A 22,038-nucleotide genomic window follows, 5' to 3' on the forward strand; every position below is an offset into this window, starting at 1 on the left:
TTCATGAGCGCAACCGCTACTCAACCCGATCTCATCCTGCACAACGGGCGCATCACGACGCTCGATCGTGCGAACCCTGTCGCCACCGCCGTGGCGATCAAGGACGGCCGCTTCGTCGCGGTCGGCAGCGACGCGGAGGTCATGCCGCTCGCAGGCCGTGCGACGAAGGTCGTCGATCTCGATTGCCGCAGCGTGCTGCCCGGCCTGATCGACAACCACACGCACGTGATTCGCGGCGGCCTGAACTACAACCTCGAGCTGCGCTGGGACGGCGTACGCTCGCTCACGGTCGCGATGGAAATGCTGAAGCACCAGGTGGCGATCACGCCTGCGCCGCAATGGGTGCGCGTGGTCGGCGGCTTCACCGAACACCAGTTCGTCGAGAAGCGCCTGCCGACGATCGACGAGCTCAACGCGGTCGCGCCCGATACGCCGGTGTTCATCCTGCATTTGTACGACCGTGCGCTGCTGAACGCGGCCGCGCTGCGTGTCGTCGGTTATACGAAGGACACGCCCGAGCCGCCGGGCGGCACGATCCTGCGCGACGCCGCGGGCAACCCGACCGGCCTGCTGCTCGCGAACCCGAACGCGACGATCCTCTACGCGACGCTCGCCAAAGGCCCGAAGCTTCCGTTCGAGTATCAGTACAACTCGACGCGTCACTTCATGCGCGAGCTGAACCGGCTCGGCGTGACGGGCGTGATCGACGCAGGCGGCGGCTCGCAGAATTATCCCGACGATTACGAGGTGATCCGCAAGCTGCATGACGCGGGCGAGATGACGATCCGCATCGCCTACAACCTGTTCACGCAGAAGCCGAACGCGGAGAAAGAAGACTTCGTCAACTGGACGAAGAGCAGCAAGTACCACGACGGCACCGATTACTTCCGTCACAACGGCGCAGGCGAGATGCTGGTGTTCTCGGCAGCCGACTTCGAGGATTTCCGCGTCGCGCGCCCGGACCTGCCGGCGCAGATGGAGGACGATCTCGAAGGCGTCGTGCGCGTGCTCGCGCAGAACCGCTGGCCGTGGCGCATGCATGCGACCTACGACGAAACGATTAGCCGCGCGCTCGACGTGTTCGAGAAGGTCAACAAGGACATCCCGCTTGAAGGGCTGAACTGGTTCTTCGATCATGCGGAAACGATCTCCGAGAAGTCGATGGACCGGATCGCGGCGCTCGGCGGCGGCATCGCGGTGCAGCACCGGATGGCGTACCAGGGCGAGTACTTCGTCGAGCGCTACGGCGCGCAGGCGGCCGAAGCGACGCCGCCGGTCGCGAAGATGCTGTCGAAAGGCCTCAAGGTCTCGGCCGGCACCGATGCGACGCGGGTGGCGTCGTACAACCCGTGGGTGTCGCTCGCATGGCTGGTGACGGGCAAGACGGTGGGCGGGATGCGCCTGTATCCGCAACGCAACCTGCTCGATCGCGAGACCGCGCTGCGGATGTGGACCGAGTACGTGACGTGGTTCTCGAACGAAGAGGGCAAGAAAGGGCGCATCGCGGTCGGGCAACTGGCCGACCTGATGGTCCCGGATCGCGATTTCTTCACGTGCGCGGAGGACGATATCGTCGATACGACTGCATTGCTGACGGTGGTCGGCGGCCGGATCGTGTGGGGGGCGGGGCCGTTCGCGTCGCACGACGCGCCGATTCCGCCCGCGATGCCCGACTGGTCGCCGGTGCGCGAGTACGGCGGCTACGGCGGCTGGGGCGCGACGCAGCGCGACGGCGCGCCGCTGCAGCGCGCCGCGGCGGCCGCGGCGATGTGCGGTTGCGCGAGTGCGTGCGGCCTGCACGGCCATGCGCATGCCAGCGCGTGGAGCCGCGCGTTGCCGACCTCGGACGCGAAGGGCTTCTGGGGCGCGTTCGGCTGTTCGTGCTGGGCGGTCTGACATGACGGCGCGCACTGCCCATGGCAACCCGGCATGGATCCGCGCGCTGCTGTCGCAGCCGTGGGTCCTGCCGCTCGCGCGTCTGGCGCTCGTTTCCGCGTTCCTCATCGGTGGCGTCAACAAGGCGATGCACTTCGGCGACGCGGTGGCCGAGCAGGCGCATTTCGGCCTGCAGCCGGCCGCGCTGTGGGCGGCGCTGGCGATCGTGGTCGAGATCGTCGGCTCGTTGTGCGTGGTGTTTCGCCGCTTCACGTGGCTCGGCGCCGGCGCGCTCGGCATGCTGACGCTGGTCGCGATGGTCGTGGCGAACGATTTCTGGAACCGCTCGGGTGCCGAACATTTCATGGCACTCAACAGCTTTTTCGAGCATCTTGGGCTGATCGCGGCCCTCGTGCTTGCGACCGTGCTCGGCGATGCACGGCAACCGGCCGATGACGGCCGCTCCATCCGATGACAATGAAACAACCAGGGAATCCCGTGATGAAATCCATTCGTTCCGTGCTGCTCGCCGCGCTGTTCGCGGGCGGTCTTGCCGTCGCGCCGGTGGCGTTCGCGAAACCGCCGGTGCCGCCGGCGGCCACGCCGACGGTGGCCGTCGGTCCGCAATACGAAACGACGCACGTGTGCGTGGCGCCGGAAGACTTCGACCGCTTCACCGACAGCTTCGTCGCGACGTTCGGCGGCAAGAAGTCGAAGCAGGGCGTGTTCCAGGTCACGCCCACGCCGAGCCAGACGATGTCGCAGCTCGTGCTCACGCCGGTCGGCACAGTGTCGGTGTTCGGCTTCAAGACGCCGATCCCGTATCCGTTCTGCGCGGAGCGCACCGGCTATCTCGTCACCGACATGGACGTCGCGATGAAGACGGCGCGCGCGCACGGTGCAGACGTGATCGTCGACACGTTCCCCGATCCGATCGGCCGCGACGCGATCATCCGCTGGGCCGGCGGCCTGAACATGCAACTCTATTGGCATACGGAAGCGCCGCACTACGACGCGCTGGAGACGGTGCCCGAGAACCGCGTGTACGTGTCGCCGGAAAGCGTGCGCAAGCTGGTGCACGATTTCGTGAAGTTCTCGAACGGCAAGGTGGTGTCCGACACCCTCAAGGCGCCGGGCATCGAGATCGGCCGGCCGAACGACACGTATCGCCGCATCCGCATCGAATCGGGCTTCGGCAAGATGACCGTGCTCGTGACCGACGGCCACCTGCCGTATCCGTTCGGGCGCGAGATGACCGGTTACGAAGTGCACGATCTCGCCGCGACGCTGGAGAAGGCCAAGGCGGCCGGCGTGACCGTGCTCGTGCCGCCGTTCACGTCGGACGGCCGCGACGCGGCGCTCGTGCAGTTCCCGGGCGGCTACGTCGCCGAGATCCACGCGAGCGCCGCGCGATGAAGCACGAGGACACGATCCTTGCCGCGGTGGCCGGCTTCGTCGACACGCTGAGCTTCGTCGCGCTGTTCGGGCTGTTCACCGCGCACGTGACCGGCAACTTCGTGCTGATCGGCGCGGGCATCGCGGGCTTCGGCCAGGGTGTCGTGCTGAAGCTCAGCGTGTTTCCCGCGTTCGTCTGCGGCGTGATCGCGAGCAGCCTGATCGCGCGGTCGATGTCCGGGCGGCCCGCCTGGCAGGGCACGCGCACGCTGCATGCGGTGCAGGCCGTGCTGCTGCTCGGCTTCTGCGCGGCCGGCGTATGGGCGACGCCCGTCACGCAGCCCGACAGCCTGCCGGCGCTCGTGGCCGGCATCGTCGGCACGTTCGCGATGGGCGTGCAGAACGCGCATCCGCGCGTGATTGCGCGCGCCGGCGGCGTGCCGAACACGGTGATGACCGGCAACGTGACGCAGGCGATCCTCGACGTCGTCGACATGCTGTCCGCCGGCACGGCCGAGGCCGCGCGCGCGGCGGCGCGGGCGCGCTTCGGCAAGATGCTGCCGGCGATCGTGGCGTTCGCGCTCGGTGCCGCATGCGGCGCGCTCGGGTTCCGCTTCGTCGGGTTTTTCGCGCTGCTCGCGCCGGTCGGCGCGCTCGCGACGCTTGCCCTGTGCGCGGCACGAACGGCGGGTACGACCACACAGGAGCGCGCATGATCGAGCGGGCAGGGGGCAGACATCACGGCCAGCACGCCGCACGGGCCGCGCGCGCGTCGATCGTCGCGGGGCTGCTGTTCGCGGGCGCCGACGCGGCATGCGCGCAAACGGCGCCGGCATCGACGCCGGCTTCCACGCCGGCTTCCACGCCGGTGCAGGAGCCGGCGCCGGCCGCGTCATCGGCAACGACCACCGCCGCTGCCGCATCGACCTGTACGGCCAAGCGCCCCGTGGTGCTGTTCAACCGCTGGCAGGAAGACTGGTCGGTGCTCGCGAATCCGTGCGTGCCGCGCGCACCGCTCGACGGCCTGAAATACCTTCCGCTCGGCAACGATCCGGCCTCCTATCTGTCGCTCGGCGTGAACCTGCGCGAGCGTCTCGAGACCAATGACGCGCCGCTGTTCGGGATCGGTTCCGCGCAATCGGATACGTACCTGATCCAGCGCATCGAAGTGCATGCCGATGCGCATCTCGGCCAGCACTGGCAGTTCTTCGTGCAGTTGCAGGACGCCCGCGCGTTCGGCAAGAACACCGTGTCGCCGGTCGACAAGAACCCGCTCGATCTCGAGCAGGCGTTCGCGACCTACACGGGCGCACTCGGCGGCGGCACGTTCAAGTTCCGCGTCGGCCGCCAGGAGATGGCGTTCGACTTGCAGCGTTTCATCGCCACGCGCGACGGCCCGAACGTACGGCAGGCGTTCGATGCGGTCTGGGCCGTTTACGAGTACCAGAAGTGGCGCTTCATCGGCTATGCGACGCAGCCGGTGCAGAACCGCAACGCGTCCGATTTCGACGACGTGTCGAATCGCGACCTCACGTTCAGCGGCGTGCGCTTCGAGCGGCAGTCGGTCGGGCCGGGCGACCTGTCCGGCTACTGGTCGCGCTACAACCGCAACAACGCGCGGTTCCTCGACGCGAGCGGTCCCGAGCATCGCGACGTGTGGGACGTGCGCTACACGGGCACGCTGGGTCGCTTCGACTGGGATCTCGAAACGATGCTGCAGACTGGCACGGTCGGCAACGCGACGATCGGGGCGTGGGCCGTGGGGTCGATCGCCGGCTACAAGCTCGATGCGCCGTGGTCGCCGCGTATCGCGCTGCAGGTCGACGCGGCGTCGGGCGACCGGCATCCGCACGACGGCCGCGTGAGCACCTTCAACCCGCTGTTTCCGAACGGCTATTACTTCACGCTGGCCGGCTATACGAGTTACGCGAACCTGATTCACGTGAAGCCGTCCGTGACGCTGAAGCCGTCGGCGAACCTGTCGCTGCTCGGTGCGCTCGGCTTCCAGTGGCGCGAGACGACCGGCGACGCCGTCTATCAGCAGCCGAACATCCCGGTGCCGGGCACGGCGGGCAAGGGCGGATTGTGGACCGGGATGTACGTGCAGCTGCGCGCGGACTGGACGATTGCCGCGAACCTCATCGGTGCGATCGAGGCCGTGCATTTCCAGGTCGGCGATGCGATCCGCCAGGCGGGCGGGCACAACGCCGACTATGTCGGCGTCGAGCTGAAGTATGGGTGGTAGCACGCGCGCCGCGGCGCGTGCGCCGGCGAAGCGCTGCCCGATGCGTGGTGCCGGATGAATGCGCGTGTGCAGGTGCTCGCGTATTCGGACGAGATGCTGATCGTGCGCTGGCTCGCGCCGGGCGGCGCGGAACAGCGCTGGGCGCCGGCGCGTGCGCTGCGCTCGGGCCACTGCGCGCTGTCCGGCGAGAAGATCGTCTGCGGCGACGCCGTGTTCAGCCCGCGCGGGCGGGCGCCATTCGAATCGAAAGCGATGATCCTGGCGGCGGCGCTCGACCGTCCGCGCGTGTCGACGGTTCGCCCGCACGTGCAGGTGCTCGAGCGCTCGGCGCAACTGCTGGTCGTGCGCTGGGTCGAGCCGGGGCGTGCGCATTTCGGCGAGCAGCACTGGAAACCGGGGCGCGCACGGCAGGCCGGGGTCTGCGTGCTGTCGGGCGCGCGGATCGCGTGCGGGGACGACGTGTTCCGCCCGAGTGGCCGCCCCACGCCGCCGAATGCGCGCGCGATGATCCTGGCCATCGCACTCGATACCGTCGGGCTGACGCACGGCGGGTGATGCGGCGCGCACGTGCCGATGTTCGCATGGGTGCGTGTGCGCCATGACACAGGGCGGCCGAAGCCGCCCTGTGTCATGAGGTGGCCGGCATCGCGCCGGCCGGTTCATTGCAGAGCCGCCAGGCCGTTACAGGTTCGGCGACAGTTGCAGCGCGTTCGTCAGGTCGCCCATCGGCTGCCCGCCGTTGGCCTTCAGCGCGTCGTCGCGCTGTTGCAGGCCCGCGAGGCGCGGCAGCGAGAAGCGGCGCGTGATGAAGCGCAGGATCGAACCCGTGTCGTACTGCGTGTGGTCCACGAAGCCCTTCTTCGCGTACGGCGACACGATCAGCGCCGGAATGCGGGTGCCCGGGCCCCAGCGGTCGGCATTCGGCGGCGCGGCATGATCCCAGAAGCCGCCGTTTTCGTCGTACGTGACGACCACGACCATGTTCTTCCACTGCGGGCTTGCCTGCAGGTGCGCGATCACGTCGGCGATGTGCTGGTCGCCGGAGGTGACGTCGGTGTAGCCCGGGTGCTCGTTCAGGTTGCCTTGCGGCTTGTAGAACGCGACCTGCGGCAGCGTGCCCGCGTCGATCGCCTTGATGAACTCGGCACCGTTCGCGCCGCCGTCGAGCAGGTGCTGCGCGCGGCTCGCGGTGCCCGGCGCCTGGTTCGCGAAGTAGTTGAACGGCTGGTGGTGCGGCTGGAAGTTCGGCGTCGACAGATCGGCACCGTAGATCACGTTCGACGTGCCGTTCTGGCTCGCCTGCAGCGCCTGGCCCCACGCGCCGCCGTACCATGCCCACGACACGCCCGCGTTGGTCATCAGGTCGCCGATGTTGGTCGCCGTCTGCGGCGGCATCGTCGACGGGTTGGCCGGGTCGGCGAGCAGCGGGTCGCCGCCCGTGGCCGCCTTGTTGCCGCTCGGCTGGTACGCCGGCTGCATCGTGTTGATGCCGTAGAAGTCAGGCGTCAGCGCGCCGTCGTTGACGAACTTCGGCGGCCCGCTCAGCGCGGAGGCCGGCGAGTTCGCGGCGACCTTCAGCGACTTGCCGTCGGCGTTCAGGACTGCGATCTTGCCGGCCGCGGGGCTCTTGTCGGCGTTCGCATAGAACGGCGCGCACGCGCAGATCAGGTACTGGTGGTTCAGGAACGAGCCGCCGAACGCACCCATGAAGAAGTTGTCGGCCAGCACGTACTGCTGAGCGACCTTCCACAGCGGCAGCTTCGACGGATCGGCGGTGTAGTGGCCCATCGTCAGGCCGCCCGCATCGGTCCACGCGGCATACATGTCGTTCTTGCCGCCGTTGATCTGCATCTGGTCCTGGTAGAAGCGATGCACGATGTCGCGCGTCGCGATGCTCATCGACTGGTTGAAGCCTTTCGGATCGTCGATCGCGAACGGCGTGTTCGGCAGGTTCGCCGTCATCGCCTCGGTCACCGCCGGCGTGATGCCGGTCGCGGTCAGGCCGCCCCAGATCTTCGGCAGCGTCGCCATCGTCGAGCCGTCGCGATCCTTTTGCACCGAGTTCGCGGCCGTGGCGTTCTGCAGGCCGTTCGCGCCGGGGAAGTTGCCATACAGGTTGTCGAAGCTGCGGTTTTCCGCGTAGATCACGACCACGTTCTTGACGGCCGACAGGCCTTGCTGCGTGACATCGTCGCCGCCGCAGGCGGTCAGGCTGAGCGCGGCCGCGAGGGCGATCGGCGTATAGCGAATCCAGGCGTGCTTCTTCATGCGATGTTCTCTCTTTCGTCGTTTGTCGCGTGTGGGAACCGGGTTGATGTACGGCCGGTGCGGGCACTGCGAGGCACCGACCGGTTGCGCGCATTATCTGGAACCGATTTGACAGGCGGGTGTAGGGCCGCTTTCAATTGACTGTCGGTGGAACGTCATGCAACGGTCATGGAACTGACATAAGCTCCGGCCGATTGCCCACCGCTACAAGAAGAACGACGATGCACAGCCTTCTGAAACCCCTCGCGTTCGCGCGATCGTTGACCCCTGCCGCGGCCGCGCTGGCGCTGGCCGCCGGGCTCGCGGCGCTCGCCGGCTGCGATGCGCGGCCCGGCGCGACTACGCCGGCCGCGTCCGTCGTGCCGGCGGCGCAAGCGGCCCCGGCCGCTCCCGCTCCCGCGGTCGCGCCGGCCAGCCAGCCGCAGACGCGCGCGCAGGTATTCGAGGGCGTCAAGCAGATGACGGCGCTCGGCAAGCAGCTGTTCTTCGATCCGTCGCTGTCGGGCTCCGGCAAGCTCGCCTGCGCGTCGTGCCATAGCGCCGAGCATGCGTTCGGGCCGCCGAACGCGCTGTCGGTGCAGCTCGGCGGCGACGACATGCATCGCACGGGCTTTCGCGCGGTGCCGTCGCTGAAGTACCTGCGCGGCATCCCGCCGTTCAGCGAGCACTTCCACGATTCGCCGGACGAAGGTGACGAAAGCATCGACGCGGGTCCGACCGGCGGCCTGACCTGGGACGGCCGCGTCGATACGCGCGATGCGCAGGCGCGCATTCCGCTCACGTCGCCATTCGAGATGAGCAGCTCGCCGGCGAGGGTCGCGCAGGCGGTCCGCGCCGCCCCTTATGCGGACGCGTTCCGCAAGGCGTTCGGCGCTCAGGTGCTCGGCAACGACCAGGCGACCTTCGACGCGGTGCTGCGCGCGCTCGACGCGTTCCAGCAACAGCCGGCGCTGTTCGATCCGTACACGAGCAAGTACGACGCGTATCTGGCCGGCCACGCGCAGCTCACGCCCGCGGAGTTGCGCGGGCTGCAGCTGTTCAACGACGAGAAGAAGGGCAACTGCGCGAGTTGCCACGTGAGCCAGCGCACGCTCGAAGGCGGCCCGCCGCAGTTCAGCGATTTCGGGCTGATCGCGGTCGCGGTGCCGCGCAACCGCGCGCTGCCCGTCAATCGCGACCCGCGCTTCTACGATCTCGGCGCCTGCGGCCCCGAGCGCACCGACCTGAAGGGGCGCGACGAATTCTGCGGGTTGTTCCGCACGCCGTCGCTGCGCAACGTCGCGCTGCGCAAGACGTTCTTCCACAACGGCGTGTATCACTCGCTCGAGGACGTGATGCGCTTCTACGTCGAACGCGACATCCACCCGGAGAAGTTCTATCCGGTCGTGCACGGCAAGGTGCAGATCTACGACGATTTGCCGAAGCGCTACTGGCCGAACATCAACCGCGAGCCGCCGTTCGACCGCAAGCGCGGCGACCAGCCGGCGCTGAACGCGGCCGAGATCAAGGACGTGATCGCGTTCCTCGGCACGCTGACTGACGGATATCAGCAAACGGCCGCACCGGCCAAGCCGTAGAGGCATTCATTACAGCACGCATGCTATGCTCGCTCGCTGACGGGCGTGGTGCGTACCGGATGGCCGGCCCCCGGTTCGCCGGCATGCACCACGCCGTTCGATCGAACATCCAAGGAGAAAAAACATGTCGATGCGTGCATCCCTTTCCGTCGTCACGCGCGTGCTGGCCGGCGCCGCGTGCGCAGCCGCGATGCTGCCCGCCCATGCACAGAACAACCTGAACTTCCTGAACGACACGCCGATCAGCTATTTCAGCAAGACCGACCGCGCGTCGCTGTCGAAGGCGGTCGTGCAGGTGCGCGACGAAGGCAAGGACGGCGAAACCACGACGTGGCAGAGCAGCGGCCGCGGCACGCAGATCGATGCGAAGCTCACGCCGAGCACGACCGAGACGGACGGCAAGACCTGCCGCGAAATCGCGACCGAAATCACCGCGAAGGGCCAGACGATGACGCTCAAGCCCGTCTACTGCAAGACGGCCGCGGGCAAGTGGCAGTTGCAGAAGCGCTGAGCACGCGCGTGATGAAGCGGGGCGCCGCGCCGCGCACGGTGTCGTGCGGCGTCGTGATCCTCGATGCGGCCGGCCGCGTGTTCCTCGCGCACGCAACGGACACCACGCACTGGGACATCCCGAAAGGGCAGGGCGAGCCGGGCGAGACGCCGGCCGACGCGGCGCTGCGTGAACTGCTCGAGGAAACCGGCATCGTGATCGGCGCCGAGCGGCTGCTCGATCTTGGCCGCTTCGCGTACCGGCACGACAAGGATTTGCACCTGTTCGCGGTGCGCGTGGCCGACGACGAAGTCGATCTCGCGCACTGTACGTGCACGTCGCTGTTTCCGAGCCGTCGCGACGGCTCGATGATTCCCGAGATGGATGCGTATCGCTGGACCGTGCCCGCCGACATCGACGCGTATGCGAGCCGCAGCCTCGCGCGGCTGTTTCGCACGAAGCTGTCGCTGGCGGATTTGCACGGGCGGTTGCCGTTCGCATAAGTGCGGGGGCGCAGGGTTCGCGCGCGTCGAAGCGCCCGACAAGAATCGGCCCGAAGGCCGTCATGCCGTTCAGTTAAGCAATTGAACGGCATTTTCTGAGGGTGGGGTGGCTTGACTACCTTGTCCCCATCGACTTGCTCGCCCGGCCTGTTTTTGTGCTGTTATTCCGCGTCCGATTTTGCATCGGGTCGCGGTGCAGTCGATACTTACCTCTTGCCGGCTGCCGGGCTCGATGGCGAGGATGCCGAATTCGCGTCCGGCGAAACACGGTAACGGTCTAGTATTCCGATCACTGCATCAACCAGTTGGTGGATGACCATCGCGTTTCCGCGCGGGTCGGTCTTGAACGCCTGCTCAAGCCCCCGGTTGCTCAGGACGACGGCGAGTTCGATGGCGCATTGTGTCGACTCTCCGGGGCAGAGAAGCCCTCGTTGGGTCATCTCGGCATACAGCCACCTGGCTTGAGCCAGGTCGGTCAGTTCGTGCTCGTGCAAGACGTGCTTGCTGTACCAGTGGTTCATATAGAGCTTCCTGAACGCCGGTTCGCGGGCACAAAAATGGAAGCTCGCTTCGAGCGACGATTGCACGATTTCACGCAGCGGGCGCTCGACTGCGCCCATTACGCTTTGCCGGGTGAGTTCGAACACTCGCCGGGTTGCGTCAAGCACGATCACGTCGAAAATCTGCTCGCGACTTTCGAAGTATTGATAGATCCAGGCCGCTGACACACCGGCCCGCTCCGCGATGAGACTCGTCGTGACTTCTTCCGGATTCCGCTCAACCACAAGCTGGCTTGCACTTTCGATCACACGAGCCATCATCGCCCGGCTTCGCGCCTGCTGGGGCTGGCGTCTTGCCTTGCCCGTCGCCGGGAGTTCGAACGGGTCCTGATTGTCGGGATATTCGGGAGTGGTTCGGCGCATGGATGATCATAAATAAATATAAATCACGTTTTCAAATGGGGGAAACCCCTGCCGATCACTGTGCCTGATCACCCCATGGTCTCGATCATACCGGAAGGCGCTCGCCGCGACGGCCCGGCTGAGCAGCTGGCCTCGACGAAAGCATCAATTTTGGTCCATGGGCGAAGACCCGCTCATCGTCACCAGAGGGTAAACCTCGTTGACGGAACACATTTGGCGCCGTAGTTTTCATAAATCTGAATCACATTCAGATTAGCGTCTCTTGAATCGCGAGTCATCGCGTCGATGACCAATGTGTCGCGTTGCCTATGCGGCGGTGTGATTGGCGCCCGAGCACGACGGATATGAGGTGGCAACCGGGGCCGACGCTGAACTGCCCGGGTTAGGAGTGTTGCGCTTAGTTCTCCTGTTGATTTTATGTAAGAGCAGGGTTGCCCGATCGAGGAAGGGCGGGCAATGGGTGACCTGATTGATTCTTCCCATTCCAGCGATGGTTGTTCAACGAATTTCGAGGCGTTCGAATGAAAAAATATTTGCTGCCGGTTACGCTCGTCGGTGCTGTATCGACCGCCGTGCATGCGCAAACCAGTGTCACCCTGTACGGTACGGTGTCAGCCGCCATCAACTACGCGACCCACGCCAACCCTGCAGGCGACCATGCGTTCTCGATGCAGCCCGGAACCATCGGCGCAGCGAACTTCTGGGGCCTCACGGGCAATGAGGAACTCGGCGAGGGCACGAGCGCGCATTTCAAGCTGGAGAATAACTTCAATATCAACAACGGTTCCCTCCCGACGGCAGGCTTTACTCAAGGTTTGTTTGGCAGCGAAGCCAGTGTCGGCCTGACGACCCGGTACGGTCGCGTCGACATGGGGCGCCTGAACACATACGGCAGCGCGGCTGAACCGCTGGCGCTTGCCGATCCGGTGCACGGAGGAGGGATCACGACCGAAGACATCTGGCCGGTGGTTTACTCTGGTACGCGATTCGACAACGCGATCCGCTATCGGGCAGTAACGAATGGCATCACGCTGGGTGCGATGTACGCTTTTGGCGGACAAACGGAAGCCACTTTGGGTGGGCATACGCTGGCAGGTACGTTGGGGTACGAAACAGGGCCGCTCGCGTTGCTGGGTGCGTATCAGACCACCAAGCAAAATACGGGCAAGACGAATGATGTCCTCTCCGTTGCCGCGGCGTATACGTTCAGCAAGGTCACGCTGTCTGGATCGTACATGCACGTCGCACGTGATGCCGGATTCACGGGAATCAATAACAGCGGCTTGATTGCCGGCTCGCCCGTCGATCAGAAAGTGAATTTCTTCGAGGCAGGTGTCAGTTGGTCAGTGACCCCGGTGCTGACTTGGAAGAACGCCTACATGCAGGCCGTTGTGACAGGGGGCTCCGTGCTGGGTATGCCTGGAAACGGAAAACTCCAGACGGCGTATTCGGTACTCAACTACGCGGTGTCGAAGCGGACCTTCCTGGCCGGCGGCATCAACTTCAATCGATGGACCGGTTCATATGCGGGCTACTGGGGGTCGTCGGCGGAATCCGGTGAACTTGCGCCAGGGAATCCGGTTGCCAACGGCAGCGATACCCGGATGAGCCTCACCGTGGGCATGACGCACGCGTTCTGAGGACTGCTGACAAGCCGGGCGGATCTCCTTGTTTGGTGAGGCCCGGACGGATCAATCAGATTCGACCTTCGATTGGCAAGGAAAGCATGAATACCCAATACAGCGACGACTTGGCGTCGGTAGACGCCACGGAACTGGCGAACCTGATCCGGCGCGGCGAAATCAGTGCGCTGGAAGCGGTGGACGCAGCCATCGTGCGCGCACAAGCCGTTCAGCCTCAACTCAACTTCATGGCGAAGCCGCTATACGAGCGTGCGCGTCAGCGCGCCAGAGCAGGCACCCTCACCGGACCCTTTGCAGGCGTGCCGTTCCTGCTCAAGGACATGTACGACATGAAGGGGAGTAAAACCCGCTGGGGCTCGCGGCTGACCTGGTTGACACCGGTCGCCCGGAAGAACAGCCCGCAGGTGGACGCTTATGAGGCCGCGGGCCTGGTGATCATTGGACGCTCGTCGATGAGCGAGTTCGGCTATTTGCCGACCACCGAATCGTTGGCTTGCGGGCCGACACGGAACCCCTGGGACGTGGATCGCACACCCGGAGGATCGTCGGGAGGCGCTGCCGCGGCCGTTGCTGCCGGGGTCGTTCCGATGGCCGATGCAGCCGACGGTGGCGGCTCGATCCGTATTCCGGCGGCATGCTGCGGCCTGTTCGGACTGAAACCGTCGTTTGGTCGTTTGATCGGGGATCAGGCGCAGGCAGCGGGATTCGACCTGACCGCTCAACACTGCGTATCGCGCACGGTACGGGACTCCGCGGGTCTGTTTGCAGCGATGGAGCGCACTGGCGCATCGGCGGCGCTACCGCCTGTCGGTGCGGTTGTCGGCCCGTCCGCGCGACGCTTGCGTGTCGGTTACTTCATGAACAGCATAGCCGACGGTCAGGCACCGGACCGGGAGGTTGTGTCGTCCATAGAGAGCACGCTTCGCCTGCTGGAAGGGCTTGGGCATCACGTGGAGTCGACGTCACTTCCTTTCGACGGCACCATTGCGTTCAGGGATTTTGTGACGCTCTTCACGAACTCCGCTGCGGAAGCCGTCGAACTGGCTCGCAAGGCGTTGTGGGGCTTCGGGCCCAACCGGTTTTTCCTTGAGCCATTCACGCTGGGAATGGCCGTTCATGCCCAAAGACTGCCCGCCGACGAACTGGAGAATGCGAAGGCCAGACTGAAGGCAGCGGCATCGTCCTATGACGCATGGTTCAATCGTTTCGATGTCATCGTCTCACCAGTGCTTGCCCAGCCGCCTGTTCGGATTGGCACGATACACGGTGCGTTGCCATTCGAGACGGTCCTCGAGCGCGCGAGTCGTTTCGCGGTCTACACCGAGATCCAGAATGCCTTTGGCGCCCCGGCCATGAGTGTCCCGCTTCACTGGAGCACGACGGGTTTGCCGATTGGCGTTCAATTCGCGTCCCGTGTCGGTGATGAACGGACCCTGTTCGAACTCGCCTATGAGCTGGAGGCCGCGAGACCGTGGGCGAACCGGCGGCCGTCCTTATGTGCGTGAGGCATGACGGCAGTCGGTGCAGGCGAGATTCCGGCCAGATCCAATACTCGCGGGGAGGTCGTGGTCGGTACTGACGGGAATGCTGTCGTGTGCATGCGCGTCACCGCCCGGGCACGCTGGAAGTGTCCAGCGCTGCCCGAGTGCAGGGAGGCTCGGGCGGGCGTTCCACGTTGGTCAGTGCGAGATGATGTGGGGCGCCGCCGCGCCCGCATTTGCCACGGTGCTCGCCTGTTTGCAACGCTTGTGCGAGCGCTTGAGATCCATGGCCGATGTGAAAACGATCCGGCCGCAAATGCGACCGGATCGTCAAGGCTCGCTCTTCTCGTCGTACCGTCCTGTTTCTCAACAGGCGCGATAACTGAACGGCATGAGCCCGGATGCCGTTTCTTGGTCGTGCGGTCGACTCAAGCCGTCAAGCCGGCTTGCCCCAGCTGTCGCGCAGCCCGACGATCCGGTTGAACACCGGCTTGCCCGGCTTCGAATCGACCCGATCGGCGACGAAGTAGCCGTGACGCTCGAACTGCAGGCGCGTCTCCGGTGCGATGTCGTCATTGCCCGGTTCGATGTATGCCTGCACGATCTTCTTCGAGTCGGGATTCAGCGCCTCGAGGAAGTTCGCGCCGCCCGCGTCCGGATGCGGCTCCTTGAACAGGCGGTCATAGATCCGCACTTCGGCCGGCTGCGCATGCTTCGCGCTGACCCAGTGGATGTTGCCCTTGACCTTGTACGTGTTCGCGCCTTCGGTGCCCGACTTGCTGTCCGGGAAGTAGTTGCAGTGCACGGCCGTCACGTTGCCGTCGGCGTCCTTGTCGAAGCCCGTGCATTCGATCACGTAGCCGTAGCGCAGGCGCACCTTGTTGCCCGGGAACAGGCGGAAATAGCCCTTCGGCGGGTTCTCGACGAAGTCCTCGCGCTCGATCCACAGCTCGCGCGAGATCGGGAACGTGCGCACGCCGCGATCCGGGTGGTGCGGGTGCACGGGCGCCGTGCACGCTTCCTCGAGGTCTTCCGGGTAGTTGTCGATCACGAGCTTCAGCGGATCGAGCACGGCGACGGTACGCGCCGCCTTGTCGTCGAGGTCGTCGCGCAGCGCGCCTTCGAAGATGCTCATGTCGATCCACGAGTCGATCTTCGTCACGCCGATCCGCTCGCAGAACAGGTGGATGCTCTCCGGCGTGAAGCCGCGGCGGCGCACGCCGACGATCGTCGGCATCCGCGGGTCGTCCCAGCCGTCGACGTGGCCTTCGGTCACGAGCTGCAGCAGCTTGCGCTTGCTGGTGATCGCGTACGTGAGGTTCAGTCGCGAGAATTCGATCTGTTGCGGCAGCGGGCGCGTGAACTTGCCGGCTTCCGCGAGTTCGTTCAGCACCCAGTCGTACAGCGGGCGGTGATCCTCGAATTCGAGCGTGCACAGCGAATGCGTGATGCCTTCGAGCGCATCCGAGATGCAGTGCGTGTAGTCGTACATCGGATACACGCACCATGCGTCGCCGGTACGGTAGTGATGCGCGTAGCGGATCCGGTAGATCACCGGGTCGCGCATGTTCATGTTCGGCGAAGCCATGTCGATCTTCGCGCGCAGCACGTGCTCGCCTTCCTTGAACTCGCCGGCCTTCATGCGGCGGAACAGGTCGAGGTTTTCTGCCGGCGTGCGATCGCGGAACGGCGACGGCTTGCCGCCTTCCGTCAGCGAGCCGCGGTTCGCGCGCATTTCATCGGCGCTCTGGCTGTCGACATAGGCCTTGCCGCGCTGGATCAGCAGCTCGGCGAACTCGTACAGCTTGTCGTAGTAGTCGCTCGCGAAGTACTGGTGATCGACCGCGTCCTTGCGCCAGTCGAAACCGAGCCAGCGCACCGCGTCGACGATCGAGTCGACGTACTCGACGCTTTCCTTTTCCGGGTTCGTATCGTCGAAGCGCAGGTGGCACACGCCACCGTAGTCGCGCGCGACGCTGAAGTTCAGGCAGATGCTCTTGGCATGGCCGATGTGCAGATAGCCGTTCGGCTCGGGCGGAAAGCGCGTCTCGACACGTCCGCCCCATTTGCCGGTGCGGTTGTCGTCGTCGATGATGTTGCGGATGAAATTGGAAGCCGCGGGGGCGTCGTTGCGTTCGGTGCTCATGCGGATGGCGTCAGGTTGTGTCGGCGCGTCGCGCCGGTTTAATCCCGTGATTCTACCTGACCGGGGTCCGTCCCGCGCGGCTTGCGGCATGACGGGGGCGGGTTTCGACCGATTATCTCGATATTGTGTCGGCTGTAACACGACGTAAATCGGATTGCCCGTGCCGTTTGGCGTTGCCTATGATGGCTTCACCAAATCAATGCCGCCGTTCGGGATGCCGCGCGGCGGGAGGACAAAAAAATCATGATGAAGAAGACCACGTTTATCGTTCGTACCGCCGTGATCGTCGCGGCCCTGTCGCAACTCGGCGCGTGCGCCATGACGCATACGCAGCGCAATGCCGGTATCGGCGCAGCCGCGGGCGGCGCGCTCGGCTACCTGGTCACGGGCGGCCCGCTCGGCACGGTCGCCGGCGCCGCGGCTGGCGGCATCGTCGGCGCGAACGTACGCTGACCGATGACATGACGCGAGCCGCCTGCACGGCGGCTCGACGTCGGTCGCGACGCTGCGCTCGACGCGTCCCGACCCCACGCACATCCTTCCGGTATCAGACAGGCAGCATCAGGGAGGAACGGGTGTGCGACACTGCGCCGACGCCATATAACGATTTCACTCGTCGACGCACTTTCCATGAGCCGATTCCCCGTTCTCGTCCTGCCGGGCTACGCCAATTCGGGCCCGCTTCACTGGCAGAGCCGCTGGGAGCGTGCCGATGCACGTTTCTCGCGCGTCGCGATGCCCGACTGGGACCGCGCGTTCCGCAACGGCTGGTGTCTCGCGCTCGATCGCGCGGTTGAGGCCGCGCGCGGGCCCGTGCTGATTGCCGGCCACAGCCTCGGTACGCTCACCACCGCGTGGTGGGCGACGCGCTATGCGCGCCCGGCCGCGCTCGCCAAAGTGCACGGCGCGCTGCTCGTCGCGTTGCCCGATCCCGACGGTCCCGCGTTTCCGGCCGACGCGTACGGCTTCGGGCCCGTGCCGTATGAACGGCTGCCGTTTCCGACCTGCGTCGTCGCCAGCAGCGACGATCCGTATGGCTCGCTCGCGTTCGCCCGACACTGCGCGAATGCATGGGGCAGCGCCTTCCACGACATCGGCCCGCGCGGCCACATCAACGCGGACAGCGGGCTCGGCGACTGGCCCGAGGCGCGCGGCTGGCTCGACGCGCTCGCCCGTCGCGATTGAAAGATCGATTCACCGCTCGATTGATCGCGCGGGGCGGGGCGGCGGTTGAGGCCGCTGCCACGCCGGCCGTCCGCACCCGCACCACCCACCGCGTTCAGATCGCCTGTTTCGCCCGCAGCGCGGCGATCTTCGTGTCGTCGTAGCCGAGCATGTCGCGCAGCACGTCGTCGGTCTGCGCGCCGAGCAGCGGCGGGGCCGTGCGTGCTTCGGGCGGCGTCGCGCTCATCCGGATCGGATTGCGCACGAGCTTCGCGTCCGCGCCGCACGGGTGCGGCAGCGACACCTGCATCCCGCGCGCGACCACCTGCTCGTTGTCGAACACCTCGTCGAGATCGTTGATCGGGCCGCACGGCACGCCGGCCGCTTCGAGCGCACCGATCCAGTCGGCCTTGTCGCGCGCCTTCACCATCTCCGCGAGGATCGGCACCAGCGTGTCGCGATGGCGCACGCGCGACGGATTCGTCGCGAAACGCTCGTCGTCCGCCAGCTCGGGCCGGCCGCCGGCCTCGACGAACTTGCGGAACTGCCCGTCGTTGCCGACCGCGACGATGATCCAGCCGTCGCGCGTCTGGAACGTCTGGTACGGCACGATGTTCGGATGCGCGTTGCCCCAGCGCACCGGCGGCTTGCCGCTCGCGAGGAAGTTGGTGTTCATGTTCGCGAGCAGCGCGACCTGCACGTCGAGCAGTGCCATGTCGATGTACTGGCCTTCGCCGGTCCGGTCGCGGTGCGCGAGCGCGGCGAGCACCGCGATCGTCGAATAGAGGCCGGTCGCGAGGTCGGCGATCGCGACGCCGGCCTTCTGCGGGCCGCCGCCCGGCTCGCCGTCACGCTCGCCGGTGATGCTCATGAAGCCGCCGATCCCCTGGATGATGAAGTCGTAGCCCGCGCGGTGCGCGTACGGGCCGGTCTGGCCGAACCCGGTGACCGAGCAGTAGACGAGGTCGGGCTTCACCGCGCGCAGCGAATCGTAGTCGAGCCCGTATTTCTTCAGCTGGCCGACCTTGTAGTTCTCGAGCACGACGTCGCTCTGCGCGGCGAGCTCGCGCACGATCTGCTGGCCCTCGGGCGTCGCGATGTCGACCGTCACCGAGCGCTTGTTGCGGTTCGCCGCGAGGTAGTACGCGGCCTCGGCGGTATCCGCGCCGTCCGCGTCCTTCAGGTACGGCGGCCCCCAGTGGCGCGTGTCGTCGCCGGCGCCCGGGCGCTCGACCTTGATCACGTCCGCGCCGAAATCGGCAAGCGTCTGCGCGCACCACGGGCCCGCGAGCACGCGGGTGAGGTCCAGCACGCGGATATGGCTCAGGGCACCCATCGTCGAATCGTCTCCTTTCATGGCTCGCCTTGTCGGGCAGGGCCGGTTGGCATGCCGAGCATCTTAAGGCGAATCGGCTGCGCGAGTGGCCCACCCGGCCCGGCGGGAGGGCCGAGCCGCTTTCCGCCGCTTTGCCCGGAAGCCGGCCCCGATCCCGTATAATCGATCGTTTCCGAATCCATGCCGCCGCGCGCCCCGACAAGGGCGCCGGCGTTTAAAGCCGTCTTTGCCAGACTGTCCCCGCACGCCATGAAAGCTGCCGAAATCCGCGAGAAATTCCTCAAATTCTTCGAATCGAAGGGCCACACGATCGTCCGCTCGTCGAGCCTCGTGCCCGGTAACGACCCCACGCTGATGTTCACGAACTCGGGCATGGTCCAGTTCAAGGACGTGTTCCTCGGCACGGACCCGCGTCCGTACTCGCGCGCCACGACGGCGCAGCGCAGCGTGCGCGCGGGCGGCAAGCACAACGACCTCGAGAACGTCGGCTACACGGCGCGCCACCACACGTTCTTCGAGATGCTCGGCAACTTCTCGTTCGGCGACTACTTCAAGCACGACGCGATCAAGTTCGCGTGGGAGCTGCTGACCACGGTCTACCAGCTGCCGAAGGAGAAGCTGTGGGTCACGGTCTACCAGGAAGACGACGAGGCGTACGACATCTGGGCGAAGGAAGTCGGCGTGCCGACCGAGCGCATCATCCGCATCGGCGACAACAAGGGCGCGCGCTACGCGTCGGACAACTTCTGGACGATGGGCGACACCGGCCCGTGCGGCCCGTGTACCGAAATCTTCTACGACCACGGCCCGGACGTGTGGGGCGGCCCGCCGGGGTCGCCTGAGGAAGACGGCGACCGCTACATCGAGATCTGGAACCTCGTGTTCATGCAGTTCAACCGCGACGCGCAGGGCAACATGACGCGCCTGCCGAAGCAGTCGGTCGACACCGGCATGGGCCTCGAGCGTCTCGCCGCGGTGCTGCAGCACGTGCACAGCAACTACGAGATCGACCTGTTCCAGAACCTGATCAAGGCCGCCGCGCGCGTGACCGAAATCAGCGACCTCACGAACAACTCGCTGAAGGTGATCGCCGATCACATCCGCGCCTGCTCGTTCCTGATCGTCGACGGCGTGATTCCCGGCAACGAAGGCCGCGGCTACGTGCTGCGCCGGATCGTGCGCCGCGCGATCCGCCACGGCTACAAGCTCGGCCGCAAGGGCTCGTTCTTCCACAAGCTGGTGGCCGACCTCGTCGCCGAGATGGGCACGGCCTATCCGGAGCTGAAGGAAGCCGAACAGCGCGTGACCGACGTGCTGCGCCAGGAGGAAGAGCGCTTCTTCGAGACGATCGAGCACGGCATGTCGATCCTCGAAGCCGCGCTCGCCGACGTCGAGGCGAAGGGCGGCAAGGTGCTCGACGGCGAGCTCGCGTTCAAGCTGCACGACACCTACGGCTTCCCGCTCGACCTCACGGCCGACGTGTGCCGCGAGCGCGGGATGACGGTCGACGAGCCGGCGTTCGACGATGCGATGGCGCGCCAGCGCGAGCAGGCGCGTGCGGCCGGCAAGTTCAAGGCCGCGCAGGGCCTCGAATACACGGGCGCGAAGACCACCTTCCACGGCTATGAAGAAATCGCGTTCGACGACGCGAAGGTCGTCGCGCTGTACGTCGACGGTTCGTCGGTCAACGAAGTGAAGGCCGGTCAGGACGCGGTCGTCGTGCTCGACCACACGCCGTTCTACGCGGAATCGGGCGGCCAGGTGGGCGACCAGGGCGTGCTCGCGAACGCCGCGACGCGCTTCGCGGTGGCCGACACGCTGAAGGTGCAGGCCGACGTGATCGGCCACCACGGCACGCTGGAGCAGGGCACGCTGAAAGTGGGCGACGTGCTGCGCGCGGAAATCGACGCGCATCGCCGCGCCCGCACGCAGCGCAACCACTCGGCCACCCACCTGATGCACAAGGCGCTGCGCGAAGTGCTCGGCGCGCACGTGCAGCAGAAGGGTTCGCTGGTCGACGCGGAAAAGACCCGCTTCGACTTCGCGCACAACGCGCCGATGACCGACGACGAAATCCGTCGCGTCGAGCAGATCGTCAACAACGAAATCCTCGCGAACGCGCCCGGCATCGTGCGCGTGATGCCGTACGACGAAGCCGTGAAGGGCGGCGCGATGGCGCTGTTCGGCGAGAAGTACGGCGATGAAGTGCGCGTGCTCGACCTCGGCTTCTCGCGCGAACTGTGCGGCGGTACGCACGTGCATCGCACCGGCGACATCGGCTTCTTCAAGATCGTCGTCGAAGGCGGCGTCGCGGCCGGCATCCGCCGCGTCGAGGCGATCACCGGCGACAACGCGGTGCGCTACGTGCAGGAACTCGACGCGCGCGTGAACGAAGCCGCGGCCGCGCTGAAGGCGCAGCCGTCGGAGCTCACGCAGCGCATCGCGCAGGTGCAGGACCAGGTGAAGTCGCTCGAGAAGGAGCTGGGCGCGCTGAAGTCGAAGCTCGCGTCGAGCCAGGGCGACGAGCTCGCGCAACAGGCGGTCGAAATCGGCGGCGTGTTCGTGCTGGCCGCGACGCTCGACGGCGCCGACGCGAAGACGCTGCGTGAAACGGTCGACAAGCTGAAGGACAAGCTCAAGAGCGCGGCGATCGTGCTGGCCGCCGTCGAAGGCGGCAAGGTCAGCCTGATCGCGGGTGTCACGCCCGACGCGAGCAAGAAGGTCAAGGCCGGCGAGCTCGTGAACTTCGTCGCGCAGCAGGTCGGCGGCAAGGGTGGCGGCCGTCCGGACATGGCGCAGGCAGGCGGCACCGAGCCGGCGAACCTGCCGGGCGCGCTGGCCGGCGTGAAGGGCTGGGTCGAAGAGCGGCTCTGATCGTTCCGACCGATGCGATGCCGTCTCGTTACGGCATCGCTTGAAATAAGAAAGACCCGATCGGCATGCGCCGGTCGGGTCTTTTTTTTGTTGGTACGCCGGAACGATGCGTGCCGGC

General features: G+C 66.2%; 18 protein-coding genes. 14 read left to right on the forward strand and 4 right to left on the reverse strand.

From position 1 onward, the window contains the following. The first annotated feature begins 3 nt into the window (after positions 1–3). From CFB39_RS07340 to CFB39_RS40720, 6 genes are all read left to right on the forward strand, one after another. Positions 4–1,896: an amidohydrolase gene (locus CFB39_RS07340; protein WP_089472599.1), complete on the forward strand. Its 1,893-nt coding sequence runs from the start codon at positions 4–6 to the stop codon at positions 1,894–1,896. 1 nt (position 1,897) lies between these two features. Then, a complete protein-coding gene (locus CFB39_RS07345) occupies positions 1,898–2,350 on the forward strand; it encodes a DoxX family protein (protein ID WP_089425140.1) in 453 nt (150 codons plus the stop codon). A 26-nt stretch (positions 2,351–2,376) separates the two neighbouring features. After that, positions 2,377–3,291 carry a glyoxalase gene (locus CFB39_RS07350; RefSeq protein WP_089472600.1) on the forward strand — a complete coding sequence of 305 codons (915 nt, stop codon included), beginning with the start codon at positions 2,377–2,379 and terminating at the stop codon, positions 3,289–3,291. Then, a complete protein-coding gene (locus tag CFB39_RS07355; RefSeq protein ID WP_089472601.1) occupies positions 3,288–3,986 on the forward strand; it encodes a YoaK family protein in 699 nt (232 codons plus the stop codon). Before CFB39_RS07350 ends, CFB39_RS07355 begins: the two co-directional genes overlap by 4 nt. Continuing rightward, entirely contained in the window at positions 3,983–5,515 is a 1,533-nt protein-coding gene (locus CFB39_RS07360) for an alginate export family protein (protein WP_089472602.1), read from the forward strand. The genes CFB39_RS07355 and CFB39_RS07360 overlap by 4 nt, the downstream gene beginning before the upstream one ends. A 93-nt stretch (positions 5,516–5,608) precedes the next feature. Further along, positions 5,609–6,070, forward strand: coding sequence for a DUF3331 domain-containing protein (locus tag CFB39_RS40720; RefSeq protein ID WP_373452723.1), 462 nt, complete (start codon positions 5,609–5,611; stop codon positions 6,068–6,070). A gap of 126 nt (positions 6,071–6,196) precedes the next feature. Here CFB39_RS40720 and CFB39_RS07370 read toward each other — a convergent pair whose 3' ends face one another. Continuing rightward, entirely contained in the window at positions 6,197–7,783 is a 1,587-nt protein-coding gene (locus tag CFB39_RS07370) for an acid phosphatase (RefSeq protein ID WP_174975609.1), read from the reverse strand. A 221-nt stretch (positions 7,784–8,004) separates the two neighbouring features. Here CFB39_RS07370 and CFB39_RS07375 point away from each other — a divergent pair, with 221 nt between their 5' ends. From CFB39_RS07375 to CFB39_RS07385, 3 genes are all read left to right on the forward strand, one after another. After that, positions 8,005–9,360 (forward strand): cytochrome-c peroxidase, encoded by a 1,356-nt coding sequence (locus CFB39_RS07375; RefSeq protein ID WP_089472604.1) that lies wholly within the window; start codon positions 8,005–8,007, stop codon positions 9,358–9,360. Between the two features lie 124 nt (positions 9,361–9,484). After that, entirely contained in the window at positions 9,485–9,871 is a 387-nt protein-coding gene (locus tag CFB39_RS07380) for a hypothetical protein (protein ID WP_089425147.1), read from the forward strand. 11 nt (positions 9,872–9,882) lie between these two features. After that, positions 9,883–10,353, forward strand: coding sequence for an NUDIX hydrolase (locus CFB39_RS07385; protein WP_089472605.1), 471 nt, complete (start codon positions 9,883–9,885; stop codon positions 10,351–10,353). A 206-nt stretch (positions 10,354–10,559) separates the two neighbouring features. On the opposite strand, the gene CFB39_RS07390 is transcribed toward CFB39_RS07385, so the two are convergent. Beyond that, complete coding sequence (locus CFB39_RS07390; RefSeq protein WP_089472606.1) at positions 10,560–11,276, reverse strand: TetR/AcrR family transcriptional regulator; 717 nt, start codon at positions 11,274–11,276, stop codon at positions 10,560–10,562. A 521-nt stretch (positions 11,277–11,797) separates the two neighbouring features. Here CFB39_RS07390 and CFB39_RS07395 point away from each other — a divergent pair. Together CFB39_RS07395 and CFB39_RS07400 are read left to right on the forward strand one after the other, a co-directional pair. Continuing rightward, positions 11,798–12,916, forward strand: coding sequence for a porin (locus CFB39_RS07395; protein WP_089472607.1), 1,119 nt, complete (start codon positions 11,798–11,800; stop codon positions 12,914–12,916). 86 nt (positions 12,917–13,002) lie between these two features. Next, positions 13,003–14,424, forward strand: coding sequence for an amidase (locus CFB39_RS07400; RefSeq protein ID WP_089472608.1), 1,422 nt, complete (start codon positions 13,003–13,005; stop codon positions 14,422–14,424). Positions 14,425–14,836: 412 nt separating this feature from the next. Here CFB39_RS07400 and CFB39_RS07405 read toward each other — a convergent pair whose 3' ends face one another. Then, on the reverse strand, positions 14,837–16,546 hold the full coding sequence (locus CFB39_RS07405; RefSeq protein ID WP_089439826.1) for a glutamine--tRNA ligase/YqeY domain fusion protein: 1,710 nt from the start codon (positions 16,544–16,546) through the stop codon (positions 14,837–14,839). A gap of 243 nt (positions 16,547–16,789) precedes the next feature. On the opposite strand from CFB39_RS07405, the gene CFB39_RS07410 reads away from it, so the two are divergent. Continuing rightward, positions 16,790–16,999, forward strand: a complete 210-nt coding sequence (locus CFB39_RS07410) for an ornithine acetyltransferase (RefSeq protein ID WP_011351716.1) — start codon at positions 16,790–16,792, stop codon at positions 16,997–16,999. A gap of 177 nt (positions 17,000–17,176) precedes the next feature. Continuing rightward, positions 17,177–17,731, forward strand: coding sequence for an alpha/beta hydrolase (locus tag CFB39_RS07415; protein ID WP_089472609.1), 555 nt, complete (start codon positions 17,177–17,179; stop codon positions 17,729–17,731). A gap of 94 nt (positions 17,732–17,825) precedes the next feature. On the opposite strand, the gene CFB39_RS07420 is transcribed toward CFB39_RS07415, so the two are convergent. Then, the gene (locus CFB39_RS07420; RefSeq protein ID WP_089439828.1) at positions 17,826–19,046 is read right to left on the reverse strand and encodes a CaiB/BaiF CoA-transferase family protein; all 1,221 of its coding nucleotides are present in this window, start codon (positions 19,044–19,046) and stop codon (positions 17,826–17,828) included. Positions 19,047–19,295: 249 nt separating this feature from the next. Between CFB39_RS07420 and alaS the strand changes: the two genes are divergently transcribed. Continuing rightward, positions 19,296–21,920 carry an alanine--tRNA ligase gene (gene alaS, locus CFB39_RS07430; RefSeq protein WP_089472610.1) on the forward strand — a complete coding sequence of 875 codons (2,625 nt, stop codon included), beginning with the start codon at positions 19,296–19,298 and terminating at the stop codon, positions 21,918–21,920. Positions 21,921–22,038 lie beyond the last annotated feature (118 nt).

The sequence above is a fragment of the Burkholderia sp. AU6039 genome (assembly GCF_002223365.1).
Taxonomy (GTDB): domain Bacteria; phylum Pseudomonadota; class Gammaproteobacteria; order Burkholderiales; family Burkholderiaceae; genus Burkholderia.